10 protein-coding genes are annotated in these 13,663 nt (G+C 71.1%); 5 read left to right on the top strand and 5 right to left on the bottom strand.

The window, feature by feature from the left end:
- Window positions 1-228 precede the first annotated feature (228 nt).
- Complete coding sequence (locus CEK69_RS06685; protein WP_152244582.1) at window positions 229-2,607, top strand: DUF3772 domain-containing protein; 2,379 nt, start codon at window positions 229-231, stop codon at window positions 2,605-2,607.
- A 115-nt stretch (window positions 2,608-2,722) separates the two neighbouring features.
- Here the strand turns inward: CEK69_RS06685 and CEK69_RS06680 are convergent, their stop codons facing one another.
- Entirely contained in the window at window positions 2,723-4,414 is a 1,692-nt protein-coding gene (locus CEK69_RS06680; RefSeq protein ID WP_017911885.1) for an AarF/UbiB family protein, read from the bottom strand.
- 356 nt (window positions 4,415-4,770) lie between these two features.
- Between CEK69_RS06680 and CEK69_RS21010 the strand changes: the two genes are divergently transcribed.
- Entirely contained in the window at window positions 4,771-4,911 is a 141-nt protein-coding gene (locus CEK69_RS21010; protein WP_017915346.1) for a hypothetical protein, read from the top strand.
- Window positions 4,912-4,995: 84 nt separating this feature from the next.
- Window positions 4,996-6,156, top strand: a complete 1,161-nt coding sequence (locus CEK69_RS06675; protein ID WP_152244580.1) for a hypothetical protein — start codon at window positions 4,996-4,998, stop codon at window positions 6,154-6,156.
- Window positions 6,157-6,361: 205 nt separating this feature from the next.
- Here CEK69_RS06675 and CEK69_RS06670 read toward each other — a convergent pair whose 3' ends face one another.
- Window positions 6,362-7,987: a dihydroxyacetone kinase subunit DhaK gene (locus CEK69_RS06670; protein WP_152244578.1), complete on the bottom strand. Its 1,626-nt coding sequence runs from the start codon at window positions 7,985-7,987 to the stop codon at window positions 6,362-6,364.
- A 140-nt stretch (window positions 7,988-8,127) separates the two neighbouring features.
- Here CEK69_RS06670 and CEK69_RS06665 point away from each other — a divergent pair, with 140 nt between their 5' ends.
- The gene (locus CEK69_RS06665; protein ID WP_152244576.1) at window positions 8,128-9,024 is read left to right on the top strand and encodes a DUF808 domain-containing protein; all 897 of its coding nucleotides are present in this window, start codon (window positions 8,128-8,130) and stop codon (window positions 9,022-9,024) included.
- A gap of 102 nt (window positions 9,025-9,126) precedes the next feature.
- Here the strand turns inward: CEK69_RS06665 and CEK69_RS06660 are convergent, their stop codons facing one another.
- Window positions 9,127-10,737, bottom strand: a complete 1,611-nt coding sequence (locus CEK69_RS06660; protein ID WP_152244574.1) for a GGDEF domain-containing protein — start codon at window positions 10,735-10,737, stop codon at window positions 9,127-9,129.
- Between the two features lie 417 nt (window positions 10,738-11,154).
- Here CEK69_RS06660 and CEK69_RS06655 point away from each other — a divergent pair, with 417 nt between their 5' ends.
- Window positions 11,155-11,781 (top strand): ParB-like protein, encoded by a 627-nt coding sequence (locus CEK69_RS06655; RefSeq protein ID WP_152244572.1) that lies wholly within the window; start codon window positions 11,155-11,157, stop codon window positions 11,779-11,781.
- Here the strand turns inward: CEK69_RS06655 and CEK69_RS06650 are convergent.
- Complete coding sequence (locus CEK69_RS06650; RefSeq protein ID WP_152244570.1) at window positions 11,742-12,242, bottom strand: MgtC/SapB family protein; 501 nt, start codon at window positions 12,240-12,242, stop codon at window positions 11,742-11,744. The two genes, CEK69_RS06655 and CEK69_RS06650, sit on opposite strands and share 40 nt — an antisense overlap.
- A gap of 91 nt (window positions 12,243-12,333) precedes the next feature.
- Complete coding sequence (locus CEK69_RS06645; protein WP_152244568.1) at window positions 12,334-13,260, bottom strand: carbohydrate kinase; 927 nt, start codon at window positions 13,258-13,260, stop codon at window positions 12,334-12,336.
- Window positions 13,261-13,663 lie beyond the last annotated feature (403 nt).

Here is a 13,663-nt window from a genome sequence, read left to right as displayed (position 1 = left end):
GGTATCGGTCGTGGCGACCCGCCTGCCGTCGTAGGAGCGGCGCGCTTCGGTCGCGACAGGCAGCCGGCGCAGGCACCGGCGCGCCCACACGGCACGCGTGACCGCGCCCGCCGCTGGCCCGGTTCAAGCACCGCGCCGTATAGTGCGCCGCACGCGCGGTGGTCCGCGCTTGCCCGTGCCGGTCCCTGCGTGCGCCTGCTGCCCCGTTCCGCGTCTCCATCTTCCCTGTTGCGTTACGCCCTGCTGCTGTTGTGGCTGTGCGCGGCGGTGGCCTCTGCGCAGCCGCAGGACGCCGCCGACGCGCCGCCGGACCCGCAGACCCTGCTGGACAACGCCGCAAAGTCGCTGAAGGACGCGCGCGGCAAGGAAGTGGATGCCGGCAACCAGACCGCCTTCCAGGACCTGGTCACGCAGGTCTCGGACGCCTCCAACGATGCGCAGACCGCGGTCGACGCCCTGGCGCCGCAGCTGGCCCAGGTGGAGGCACGCCTGCAGCAGCTCGGTCCCGCCGCCACCGGCGACTCCCCCGACATCGCCGCGCAGCGCAGGGCGCTGACCAAGCAGCGCGACAGCCTGGACTCGGGCGTCAAGCGCGGCAAGCTGATGGTGGTGGAGGCGCGGCAGCTGGCCGACGAGATCGAACGCGCGCGCGCCGAGCATTTCAGCCAGGAGCTGTCGCTGCGCTCGCCGTCGCCGCTGTCGCCGGCGCTGTGGAAGCAGATCGCCGCCGATTTCCCCGACGACCAGGCCAAGCTGCTGGCGCTGTACACCCTCGGCATGCAGTCGCTGCAGGACGCGATCGCCGAGCATGGCAGCGGCGCGCTTGGCGTCGGCATCGCCATCGCGCTGATCCTGCTGTTCCCGCTGCGCTATCTGCTGCGCTGGCTGGGCAAGCGCTATGCGGTGTCGCGCGCGCCGGGCAGCCGCCTGCGCCGGTCGGGTCTGGCGATCTGGTTCCTGCTGCTGGGCACGTTGACCCCGGGCCTGGCCGCGCTGGCCCTGGCCGAGGCGCTGCGCAGCATCGATGCGGTGCCGGAGCGCCTGGATGCAGTGCTCAACGGCTTCGTGGTGGTCAGCTTCGCCGCGGCCTTCATGGGCTCGCTCGGCGCCAGCGTGCTGCTGCCGAACCAGCCGAGCTGGCGGCTGTTCCCGATCGACGACGCCACCGCGCGACGCCTGCGCAAGTACACCTGGGCCACCGCGGCGCTGGCCTGGCTCAGCAGCATGCTGCTGGTGATCAACCAGGCCGCGCGCACCAGCGACTCGGCCACCGTCGCCGCCGACGGGGTGATCGCGCTGGTCTACGGCGTGCTGATCCTGGCCACCCTGACCAGCCTGTCGCGGCTGCGCCGGCGCCAGTACGCCGAAGCGGCGGCGCAGGCCCTGGCCAATGCGCAACCGCCGCCGCCCGGGCAGCACGGCGGTGCGCTGGCGTTGATCGGCGTGCTGGTCAAGGTCGCGGTGGTGGTGGCGCTGCTGGCGGCGCTGCTGGGCTATCTGCACCTGGGCCTGTTCATCACCCGGCAGATCATCTGGATCACCATGATCGTCGGCGCGATCCGCCTGCTGATGACCTTCGCCGACGACTTCGCGTTGTGGCTGTTCGCCAGCGAAGGCCGCATCGGCCGCGCCGCCAATGGCGCGTTCGGGGTGCGCTCGAGCAGTCTGGAGCAGGCCGGGGTGCTGACCTCGGCACTGATACGGGTGGTGCTGTTGCTGATCGGTGTCGGCGCGCTGTTGATGCCGTTCGGCACCAACGTCTCGATCGTCTCGGACTGGTTCTCGCTGCTGTCCGATGGCATCCGCCTCAGCGACAAGGTGGTGCTGTATCCGGGCGCGATCGCCCGCGCGGTGCTGGTGCTGCTGCTCGGCCTGGGCGTCATGCAGTACCTGCATCGCTGGCTGACCCAGACCTACCTGCCCAAGACCGAACTGGACGACGGCTCGCGCAACTCGATCAGCACGGTGGCGCGCTATGTCGGCATCATCCTGGCGGCGTTGTGGGCGCTGGCCGCGCTGGGCATCGGCCTGGAGCGGATCGCGCTGGTGGTCAGCGCGCTGTCGGTCGGTATCGGTTTCGGCCTGCAGTCGATCACCCAGAACTTCGTGTCCGGCCTGATCCTGCTCGCCGAGCGCCCGGTCAAGATCGGCGACTGGATCAAGATCGGCGACCAGGAAGGCGATGTGCGCCGGATCAGCGTGCGCGCCACCGAGATCCAGGTCGGCGACCGCTCCACCCTGATCGTCCCCAACTCCGAACTGATCACCAAGACCCTGCGCAACATGACCCTGGCCGGGCCGCTGGGCCGGGTGCAGATCCAGTTCGCGGTCTCGCTGGGCACCGACGTGACCAAGCTGCGCGCGTTGCTGCTGGAGCTGTACGCGGCACACCCGGGCGTGCTGGACGACCCGGCGCCGTCGGTGTTCATCGACTCCATCGCCAACGGCCACGTCACCCTCAACAGCTTCGCCTACGTGGCCTCGCCGCGGCTGACCTACGGCACCCGCAGCGAACTGTTCTTCGCCCTGCTGCAGCGCCTGGCCGAGGAGGGCATCGCCCTGGAGTCGCCGCAGGAAGTGAAGCTTTTACGCGATCCGCGGGAGTAGCCGGATCGGGGAGTGGTGGAGCGCGAAGCGGCTTCGGCCGCCAGCTGTCGGCGCCGCAGGTCGCAGCTGAAGCCGCTCCTGCGATTCCCCATTCCCGATTCCCCACTCCCAGCTTCTAGCGCCTCCCGCGTTCCTCGCGCGCGCGGATGCGTCGGTCGAACAGCACGGCGCTGACCACGATGCCCAGGCCCAGAATCACGCCGAGCAGGAACAGCACCATCGCGATCGCGGGGTAGCCGAACAGCTTGCTGCCGGTGTCGATGCGCATCATCTGCGTGGAGGCCAGGATCAGCGCGGCGGTGACGATGCCGGCGGCGACGCGGTTGGCGATCTTCTGCAGGCTCTCCATCAGCCGCGATTCCTCCAGCCCGGCCACGCGCACCTGCAGGCGGTTCTCCGCGGCCAGGGTGAGGATGTCAGAGAGCCGGCGCGGGCCTTCGCGCAGCAGCGCCTGCAGTTCCATCGCCTCGCTGGCCAGGTTGGCCGCCGACAGCGATTTCTTCAGGCGCGCGCGCATCACGTGCTGCAACTGGTCCTCGACCACCACGCGCGTGTCCAGGTGCGGCGACAGCGCGCGGCACACCGCTTCCAGGTTGAGCAGGGTCTTGCCGAGTAGGCTCAGCTCCGGCGGCGTGCGCAGGCCGTAGGCGGTGGCGATGCGCACCAGGTCCAGCACCACCCGGCCTTCGGACATGGCGTCGTGCGCCGCGTAGCGGGCGATCATCTGCCCGGTCTCGCGCTGGTAGCGCTCCTCGTCGAAGTCCTCCAGGCGCGTGCTCAGCGCGATGGTTTCCTCGGCTACTTCCTCGCCGCGGCCATCGACCGCGGCGAACAGCAGCTTGAGCAGGCGCTCGCGCAGCTTCGGCGGCACGTGCGCGACCATGCCCAGGTCGAAGATCGCCAGGCGCCCGTCGGCGAGCACGCGCAGGTTGCCCGGATGCGGATCGGCGTGGATCTCGCCGTGCACGAACATCTGGTCCAGGTAGCCGCGCACCAGCGCCGCGGCCAGGTCGTCCATCGGCTGCTCGGTGCGGCGCAGCCCGGAGATCTTGTCCACGCGCACGCCTTCGGCCAGCTGCATGGTCAGCACGCGGCGGCTGCTCAGGTCCCACACCGGCTGCGGCACCCACAGCTGCGGGAACGGGCGCAGGTGCTCGCCGAAGCGCGCCAGGTTCTCGGCCTCGGCCTCGTAGTTCAGTTCGGCCAGCAGCGCCTTGCCGAACTCGGCCAGCCAGTCGGCGAAGCGGATGCGCCGGCCCAGCCCGGTCAGCTTGTCGGCGGCGCTGGCGAAGCTGCGCAGCACCTCCAGGTCCGCGCGCACCTGCGCGGCGACCTCTGGCTTCTGCACCTTGATCGCCACGGGGGTGCCGTCGCGCAGCGCGGCGCGGTGCACCTGCGCCAGCGAGGCGCTGCCCAGCGGGGTGTCGTCGAAGGCGGAGAAGGCCTTGTTGATGCCGACGCCCAGCTCGGCCTCGACGATCTCGCGGATGCGTTCGCTCGGAATCGGCGTGGTGTTCTCCTGCATCCGCTCCAGGGCGGTGGCGAACTCCGGCGGTACCACGTCCGGGCGCGTGGACAGCATCTGCCCGAGCTTGACGAAGGTCGGGCCGAGCGCCTCCAGGTCGGTGACGAACTGTTCGGGCGTACCTTCCGGCGGCAGCTCGTGCTCGCCCTGGGCGGTCTCCATGTCCATGCCGGAAAACACCCCGGAGCTGCGGTAGCGCAGCAGCAGGCGCAGGATCTGGGTACGGCGGCTGAGGCCGCCGATCACGTGCGGTGTGGCCGCAGCGTCGGGCGTCGCGCTCAAGGTGGGCTCCGGGCAAGGATGGGCGTGATCGAGTGTGGCGACGGCTGGGTCGTCGCGTGGTGAATCCCGCTGCGCGTCGTGGATCGCAGGTGCGCGGGCGTGGTGCCGGCGGCAAGGTCGGCGACGGCGCTGGCGGCCAGCCCGGCGGCGGCCGTTGCTGGGACGACGCACCCACGGCGTATCCTGCCCCGCAACGAGAGCCAGAGAACAGCGCGCAGTGCAGCAGGGTGAGTGGCGATGGCGGTGAGTGGGCAGGGATGCAACGGACGGTCGTGGTGCGTCGACCGATGGCAGATGACGCCAGCCACGCGACGTGCTGCACCGGCACCTTGCCTGTTCGGCAGGGCTCTCGGCCGATGAGGTGGCGTCGGCTCGCACTGCTGGCGGCTGGGGTGGTCGTGGTGCTGCTCGTGGCGGCCTGGCTGGGCGAGGACGGCGGCGGCATCGCCACCGAGGCGCGCACGGCGCTGCGGGCGCTGGCACGCGCGCTGTTCTGACGCGCCAAGGTCCGCTGGCCTCTGGCCGGCCGCCACGGCCGGCCTTACCCTTGGCTTTCGCTGCCTGCTGCCAGGAACGCCACCATGTCCTTCATCGTCTCGCATGCCGTTGGCCATGCCCGTGTGCTGTCGGCACGTGCACGCCTGGCCTTGCTGCTTGTGCTGTTGTCGTCGACCGCGACCGCCGCGACGCAGACCCAGCGGTATGCCGGCGACGACTTCGACGCCAAGGCCTTCGCCGCCAGCACGCACCGCCGTTACGACTTGCAGGACTTCTCCGATCGCTACCGCGCCACCTTGGAGATCGAGGACAGCGGCGAGGTGTTCCGTCCCGGCATCGTGCGCGTGTTCGCCCGCGGCAATGCCACGCCGCTGCTCGAGGTGGCCTCGCCGGAGCTGGTGGTGGACACCGATGCGAAGAGCGGCAAGGTCAAGGCCAACGTGCACGAACTGCCGTACGGCGAGCAGAGCGTGCTGATCTACGACGATTTCAATTTCGACGGGATCAAGGACCTGGCGATGATGGACGGGCAGAACAGCTGCTATCACGGCCCGTCCTACCAGGTGTACCTGGGCACCACCGACGGCTTCGAGGCCAGCCCCGGTTTCACCGAACTGGCGCAGAGCAATTGCGGCCTGTTCGAGGTGGATGCGCAGGCGCGCGAACTCCACACCATGACCAAGGACGGCTGCTGCTGGCACCAGTTCGCGACATACTCGATCCGCGATGGCGCGCCGCTGTTGGAGAGCGAAACGGTCGAGGACGCGCGCGGCGACGGGCCGGGCCTGGCACAGGAGACGGTGTACCGCGACCGTGCCGGCAAGCGCGTGCCCGACATGCACTACCTGTGGGACGAGGAAGGCGAGACGGCGGTGGGTCAGCGCAAGATCCTGCTCGAGTTCCGCCTGGCGCCGGCTGGCAAGCGCATCGTGGTGTTCGCCAATGTCGGCGACGGCGGCAGCAGCAGCAAGCCGTTCTATGCGGCGATCGGCGCGCAGCAGCGGGTGGATCTGCTGTATCCGGACGCGCAGGGCGAGGCGATGGACTACGACGCCGACCGCCATCTGCTCAGCTTTGCGCGTGGCGACACCACCTACCGCATCGTCGGCAACGCGCAGGGCGTGCCGCAGCGCATGGAGGTGGTGGTGCGTGGCAAGACCCAGCCGCTGACGCTGCAGCCCGGCTCGGTGCGCGGATCGCTGCAGACGGTGGCGCAGGTGCTGGAGGCGGCGTCGGCGGAGTAGTGGGGCGACGGGGCGTTGCTCCGAAGCAATTGGGGATTTTGGCTTGCGCGCGTCGGGACTGAAGTCCCTCCCACAGTGCGCTCGGACAGCTCGCCGCAAGCCTTGTACGAGCGGCTTCAGCCGCGACGGGCATTCCCGAACACGCCTGCCGCCCCGATTGACCCATACCTGCCTCGCACCGCATCGGCCGACCCGACCGGCCGCTTCACCGCCACGCTGCGAACGCCCGCGCCACCGCTTCGGCGCCGGGGTCGATCACGCCGCGCAGTGCGTCCGCCGGCACCGCCGCGGCGCGGCCGGCACCGGCACGGGTGAGCTGGGCGGTGGCATCGGCGCCTGCGCGGGCGGCGCGTGCGGCGGCCTCCACGTCGGCGTCCTGTGCCAGGGCGTCCAGTGCCGGCAGCAGCGCATCGAGCAGGGTGCGGTCGCCGCGTTGCGCGCCGCCGTAGTGCTGCATCCGCGCCACGCCGGCCTGCAGCGCCTGCACCCAGTCGCGGCCGTCCGCCAGCGCACCGGCAGCGGTGGTGAACAGGATCGACAGCAGCACGCCACTGGAGCCGCCCATGCTGTGTTCGATCGTCGCCGCCAGGCCGCGCGCCAGTGCGGCGGCGTCGCCGGTGGCCAGCGCATCGGTGTCCAGCGCCTGCCGCAGGGCGCGCGCGCCGGCGGCGAAGGTGCTGCCGGCGTCGCCATCGCCGCTGCGCGCATCCAGCGCGTCCAGCTCGGCCTGCGCGGCGATCAGCGCCTGCGCCACCCGGCCCAGGGCCGCTGCGCACTGCGCATCGCGCGCGCCATCGCGGTGGCCATGGTCGCGCTTCAGTGCCGGCGCAAAGGTCTGCGCCGCATGCGGCACACGCACGCCGGGCCAGCCCAGGGTCTGCACCGGCGCCTGCAGTGCGGCCAGCACGTCGGCATCGGCCGGGGCGAGGGTGATCGAGAAACCGTGCATGTCCATCGAGGTCATCAGCGCTGCCGGCACCGGCATCAGCGCGACTCGTGCGACGCCGATGCGCTGCAACGCCAGCCGCGTCAGCACGCCCAGTTCCTGCGTCGAGCAGCCGCCGAGATCGTTGAGCATCAGCACCAGCGGCGCGTCGGCGCCAAGGCGGGCATCGGCCTGCGCCAGCAGCGGGTCCAGCACCAGCGACAGCGCCTCTTCCACCGTGCCCGGCTGCACCGGCCGCGCCCCGGGCTCGTTGTGGATGCCCAGCCCCAGTTCCGGCGCGCGGCGACCGACCTGCTGGCCGGGTACGCTGCAACTGGACAGCGCCATGCCCAGCGACAGCAGGCGGTCGGCGAAGGCCTGGCCGCGCTGCGCCAGTTCGGCCAGCGGCACGCCCTCGCGCGCCAGGTGGCCCACGTACTTGTGCACCAGCACCGTGCCGGCGATGCCGCGCGGCTGCGCCGCGTCGGGCAGGGCAATGTCGTCGGCGACCAGTACGCTGGCCACGGCGATGCCCGCGGCACGGGCGCGCTCGGCGGCCAGGCCGAAGTTGAGCCGGTCGCCGGTGTAGTTCTTGATCACCAGCAGTACGCCGGGCGCGTCGGCGCAGGCGCGGATCGCCGCCAGCACCGCTTCCACGCCGGGCGAGGCGAACAGGTCGCCGGCGATGGCGCCGCTGAGCATGCCCGGGCCGACGAAGCCGGCATGCGCCGGTTCGTGCCCGGCGCCACCGCCGGACAGCACCGCGACCTGGCGCGGATCGCGCTCGGCCTGCAGCACGATGCGGGTGCCGCTGCCTGTTTCCGACAGCAGCAGCGGTTGCAGCATGGCCGCGGCCGCGAGGACGTCGTCGACGATGGCGCGGGGGGCGGTGAGGAACTGGTCCATGCGGGTGTCCTGTGCAGGCCGTGCGGCGGTGTGGCGCACCATAGCCGGGCCGGCGTTACGCGCGGTTGAGGCCGGCCTGCTCACGCACCTGGTCTGCGGAATCGGCGAGAATCGCCGCTCACCCCGAATGGAATCCCCGCATGGCCGGCGCCAGCCTGTTCACCCTGCTCGACGATATCGCCACCCTGCTCGACGACGTGTCGCTGCTGACCAAGGTCGCGGCCAAGAAGACCGCCGGCGTGCTCGGCGACGACCTGGCGCTGAACGCGCAGCAGGTGACCGGGGTGAACGCCGACCGCGAACTGCCGGTGGTGTGGGCGGTGGCCAAGGGCTCGCTGCTGAACAAGGCGATCCTGGTGCCGGCGGCGCTGGCGATCAGCGCCTGGCTGCCGTGGGCGATCACCCCGCTGATGATGATCGGCGGCGCGTTCCTGTGCTTCGAGGGCGTGGAGAAGCTGGCGCACCGCTTCCTGCATTCGAAGGAAGAGGATGCGGCACGTCACGCGCAGCAGGTGCAGGCGCTGGCCGACCAGCAGGTGGACGTGGTCGCGCTGGAAAAGGACAAGGTCAAGGGCGCGATCCGTACCGACTTCATCCTCTCGGCGGAGATCATCGTGCTGTCGCTGGGCGTGGTCGCCGGCGTGCCGTTCGTGCAGCAGGTCGCGGTGCTGGTGGCGATCGCACTGGCGATGACCGCCGGCGTCTACGGACTGGTCGCCGGCATCGTCAAGCTCGACGACCTGGGCCTGTACCTGAGCCGCAAGGGCGCCGCCGCCGCGACGATCGGCCGCGGCATCCTGTGGCTGGCGCCGTGGCTGATGCGCACGCTGTCGATCGCCGGCACCGCGGCGATGTTCCTGGTCGGCGGTGGCATCCTGGTGCACAGCATCGGCCCGCTGCACCATGCCATCCAGGCGATCGCCCCGACCGGCGGCCTGTGCAGCCTAGTGCTTGCGCTGGGGAATGCGGTGGTGGGAATCGTGGCCGGCGCGGTGGTGCTGGCGGTGGTGCTGGGCATCAAGAAGGTGCGGGAATAGGGATTCGGGATTGGAGATTCAGTATTCGCAACAGCGCCGCACACGCCCGCTTTTGCGAATCCCCAATCCCGACTCCCCAATCCCGCGCCGGCAAAGCCGGCGCTAGTCTGCCGACACCACCCGATTCTTTCCGGCCTTCTTGGCCTCGTACAGCGCACGGTCGGCGCGGCGGATCAGCGCGTCCTGCGCTTCGCCGGGTTGGCGCAGGGCGACGCCGGCGCTGAAGCTGACGAACACGCGCTGGTCTTCGTGCACCACCGCGCGCTGGGCCAGGGCGCGCTGCACGCGGGTCACCGCCGCACTGGCCTCGAAGATCGTGCAGTCCGGCATTAGCAGCACGAATTCCTCGCCGCCGAAGCGGGCGACGGCATCGCTGGCGCGCAAGGTGGTGCGCGCCACCTCCACCACGTGGCGCAGGGCGCTGTCGCCGCCGGGGTGGCCGTAGGTCTCGTTGAGCTTGCGGAAATCGTCCAGGTCCAGCATCGCCACGCACAGTGGCTGCGCGCTGCGCTCGGTGCGCACCAGTTCGCGCACGAACAGGTCGTCCAGGCCGCGGCGGTTGAGCGCGCCGGTGAGCTGGTCGACCCGCACCAGGCCGCTGACGTCCTGCAGTTCCTGCTCCAGGCGCAGGATGCGCTGCTCGGCCGCGTCCACCTCCTGGCGTGCGGCGATCAGGTGGTCGCGCGCGCGCAGCGCCTGCTCCTGCACGTGGCCGGTGTCCTGCAGCACTTCCTGCAGCAGGCGGTTGAGGTCGGCGATGCTGCGCGCGTCGCGGATGGTCTGCGAGTAGTCGGCGATGCGGTCGTGGAATTCGCCGGTGCTGGCGGCCATGCCGTCCAGGTCCGCGACGAAGCTCAGCATCAGGTCCTTCATCGCCTCCTTGGATTCGGCGATGCCCTGCTTGAGCAGGCCCTGTTTGTAGATCACCTCGCGCAGGCTGCCGCGCGCCTCCTCGATCGAGTAGCGGTCCAGCGGCCCGGCGATCAGGTCGCGCACCACCGCGATCTGGCCCTGCAGCCAGCTGGTGTCGTCGAGCAGTTCGCCGACGTTCTCCAGCAGCAGGTCGAACAGGCTCAGCAACAGCGCCTGCTGCTCCTGGCCGTCGCTGGCGCGCAACGCGATCTGGTGGCACAGCTCGCGCACTTGCTGCGCCACCGGCTCCAGCGGCTGCCCGGGACGCCACTGGCGCAATGCCTCGCCGCTGGCTTCGGCCTCGCCGGCCAGTTCGGGCAGGGTGTGCAGCAGCGCCGCCAGCGCGCCGGCCACGGTCTGCCGCAGCAGGTCGCGCAGGCGCTCGCTGTCGCTGGGCCCGGCCAGCGGATCTTCGACGTCGATGGTGCGGATGTACTTGTCGATCAACTGGCGCAGTGCGCGGCCGTAGCTGGGCCAGTCGCCGCTGCTCGCCGCCGACTGCAGGCGCCGGCCCATGTCGCCCAGTTCGCCGTGCAGCGAGGCCATGCCGTCGGCGAAGGCGCCGAGCAGGCCTTGCGGCTCGTGCGCCTGCTGGAACAGGCGGATCAGCGCGGCGGTGGCGGCAGCCGGATCGGTCGCCGCCTCCGCGGGCGGCGCCGCGTGGCCGTGCTTGTGCCCATGGCCGTGGCCCTGCGCGCGCGCCGGCAGCGCCGCGGCCGTCGTCGGCGCGGGATCGCGCCGACGTGGCGACAGCAGCTTGCGCAGTCCGCTGATCGGCGGCTCGTCGCGTTGATCCGACATGCCAGCCGGCTCCTCCCCAGGTCAAGGCGCCGCCCATGCTGGCGCTCAGGAACTGGATATCGGCGCTGGCGGCGCGCGCTTGAGCAGGCGGACGCCGTGTCTGTGAAGAGGACTCCATGGCGGCCGTACCCTCACCCCCGGCCCCTTGCTTCCTTCTCCCTTCGGGACCATGGCCCCCTTTTCGGGGGAAGGTGCCCCGGAGGGGCGGATGAGGGGGCGGTTCGCTAGGGAGGTGTCTGGGGGAAGAGGTTCCCTGGCCGTCGCACCCTCACCCCCAACCCCTCTCCCGGAGGGGAGGGAGCAACACCTGGCTCCCGAAAGATCGCGTGTGCCGCGGCGCTGTGCAGAACGCGCACGACGCTGGCACTCTGGCGGCCGCGCCTGCCGCCGGCGCGCGCACTTCCACGGAGACTGAGCATGGCCGATCCCCGCGAACCGCTGCTGCATCCCGTTCCGATCCTGTCCCTGCGTCCCACGCAGATGACCGTGGGCATGCGCGAGGTGAAGGAGAAGCGCAAGCGCTGGCGCGCGCACGCGTCCAAGCACAAGCAGGCCGAGATGCTCGGCACGCACATGATCCCGGTGGTGCTGGGACCGGACGGCCGCTACTACGTGGTCGATCACCACCATCTGGCGCGGGCACTGCACGACGAAGGGGTGGAGGACATCCTGGTCACGGTGATCGCCGACCTCAGCATGGTCGACAAGGCCGCGCTGTGGAGCGTGCTGGATCATCGCCGCTGGGCCTATCCCTACGACGCCAAGGGCGAGCGCCGCCCGTTCAAGGACATGCCCACGTCGATCGCGGACCTGAAGGACGATCCCTACCGCAGCCTCGCCGGCGAGGTGCGCCGCGCGGGCGGCTACGCCAAGGACACCACGCCGTTCAGCGAGTTCCTGTGGGCCGACCTGTTCCGCCGCCGGCTGCGGCGCCGCGACGTCAAGGAGGATTTCGCCCGTTCCGTGGAGACCGCGCTCGCGCTCGCCAAGAGCAATGAGGCGAGCTATTTGCCGGGCTGGTGCGGGCCGCTGTCCGACGACTGATCCGGCGTGGCGTCATGCGCCGGCCTGCCGCCCAGGAGTGCGTGCAGGGCGCGTTCGACGCGGCCGCCGAACAACAGGATGACGAAGGCGATGACCAGCGACACCGCCACGATCTGCCACTGGCCGGCGCCGCACATGATGCCGACGCAGGCGGTGAGCCAGACGCAGGCGGCGCTGGTCAGGCCATGCACCCGCACATGTTTCTGGGTGTGATAGATGACGCCGGCGCCGAGGAAACCGATGCCGGTGAGGATGCCCTGGATGACGCGGCTGCCGGCATCGGTGAAGCCGCCCTTGCCGAGCGGGTCGGCCAGCAGCACCACCATCGCGGTGGCCAGGCCGACCAGGCCCAGCGTGCGGATGCCGATCGGCTTGCCATGCAGGTCGCGGTTCAACCCGATCGCCGCGCCGGCGAGGGCGGCGATCCCCAGGCGCACGGCGATCTCGGACAGGTCGGTCAAGGCAGGTCTCCCGGTGGATGTGTCGCCGCAGGCGGCCGGCCCATCATAGGCAACCCGGCCGCGGGCGCCGCGTGCATGCCGTGGGCCGGTCTCAGAGCGCGGCGCGCACGTCGTCCAGGCTGGGCGGATTGGCGCCGGCGCGGGTGCAGTTGATCGCTGCGGCGGCCACGCAGAACTGCAGCAGGCGCTCCAGCGCGGCCGGCTCGCTGCCCAGCGCGGCCAGCGCGGCGGGGTCGGGCAACTGCTGCAGCAGCGCCGCCTGGAAGCTGTCGCCGGCGCCGACCGTATCGACCACCTGCACCACGCGGCCGGGCACGCGCGCTTCGCTGTCGCCGCGCCAGGCCACCGCGCCGTCGCCGCCCAGGGTCATCACCACCAGCGACGGCCCCTGCTGCAGCCAGCTGCGGGCGATGGCGAACGGATCCTGCTGCGGATACAGCAGCTCGATGTCCTCCTGGCTGACCTTGACCACGTGCGCCAGCGCGATCCAGCGCGCCAGCCGCGCGCGCCACACCGCCATGTCCGGCTCCACCGTCGGCCGCACGTTCGGGTCCAGCGAGATCAGCCGCTGCCCGCGCTCGCGCTCGGCCAGTGCCTGGAAGGTGCTGGCGGTGGTCTCGGCGACCAGGGTGTAGGAACCGAAATGCAGGCCGCCGACGCGCGCGTCCAGCGCCGGCAGGTCGGCCGCGGTCAGCGCGCGATCGGCGCAGCCGGTGCCGTAGAAGGCGTAGTTGGGCACGCCGCCGGCGTCGAGCGCGACCATCACCAGGGTGGTGGCCTCGCGCTTGTCGATGCAGTAGTCCAGGGCCACGCCTTCGCCTTCGAGGGTGGCACGCAGCTGGCGGCCGAGCGGATCGGTGGACAGGCCGGTGAACAGCGCCGACGGCGCACCCAGACGGGCCAGGCCGATCGCCACGTTGAACGGCGAACCGCCCTGGCGCGCGGTCATCCCGACCGAGGTGCCGGCGTAGCCGTCGATGAAGATGTCGTACAAGGCCTCTCCGCACACCACGAACATCGAACCGCTCCTCATCAGGTTGCAGCGCGCCGGCCGGCGCGATGGGGCGGCTATTGTGGCGTACCTGCTGCGGCGCGGCGACCGTGTGTGGGGGGGGGCAGGCGGAGCGATTGCTGCCGTGTCGGGTGGATGCCTGGCTGGGGCCCGTACCCTCATCCGCCCCTGCGGGGCACCTTCTCCCGGTGGGAGAAGGGAGGAGGGCTCTCGATGGCTGAAGCAGCGTCGCGCACGCTATGGACCCTCTCACTGCGGGAGCGGGGTTGGGGTGAGGGTGCGGCGCGAAGCGACTGGCGCTGCAGGGCCGAGCTGGGTTTCGTTGTACGCAGCGGCGCCAGTACTCTCATCCGCCCCTTCGGGGCGATTTGTCCTGGTGGGAGAAGTGGCGGGAGATCTGGGTGGCCGA

This window comes from Xanthomonas sp. LMG 12462 (assembly GCF_009192885.1).
GTDB classification, from domain to species: Bacteria; Pseudomonadota; Gammaproteobacteria; order Xanthomonadales; family Xanthomonadaceae; genus Xanthomonas_A; species Xanthomonas_A sontii.
The sequence above is the reverse complement of the archived record's forward strand: the minus strand, read 5'-3'. Positions and strand labels throughout refer to the sequence as shown.

Coding starts and splice junctions, on each gene's coding strand:
- CEK69_RS21010 (WP_017915346.1), top strand. CDS start 4,771: ATGAGGTGGCGTCGGCTCGCACTGCTGGCGGCTGGGGTGGTCGTGGTG.
- CEK69_RS06675 (WP_152244580.1), top strand. CDS start 4,996: ATGTCCTTCATCGTCTCGCATGCCGTTGGCCATGCCCGTGTGCTGTCG.
- CEK69_RS06670 (WP_152244578.1), bottom strand. CDS start 7,987: ATGGACCAGTTCCTCACCGCCCCCCGCGCCATCGTCGACGACGTCCTC.
- CEK69_RS06665 (WP_152244576.1), top strand. CDS start 8,128: ATGGCCGGCGCCAGCCTGTTCACCCTGCTCGACGATATCGCCACCCTG.
- CEK69_RS06660 (WP_152244574.1), bottom strand. CDS start 10,737: ATGTCGGATCAACGCGACGAGCCGCCGATCAGCGGACTGCGCAAGCTG.
- CEK69_RS06655 (WP_152244572.1), top strand. CDS start 11,155: ATGGCCGATCCCCGCGAACCGCTGCTGCATCCCGTTCCGATCCTGTCC.
- CEK69_RS06645 (WP_152244568.1), bottom strand. CDS start 13,260: ATGTTCGTGGTGTGCGGAGAGGCCTTGTACGACATCTTCATCGACGGC.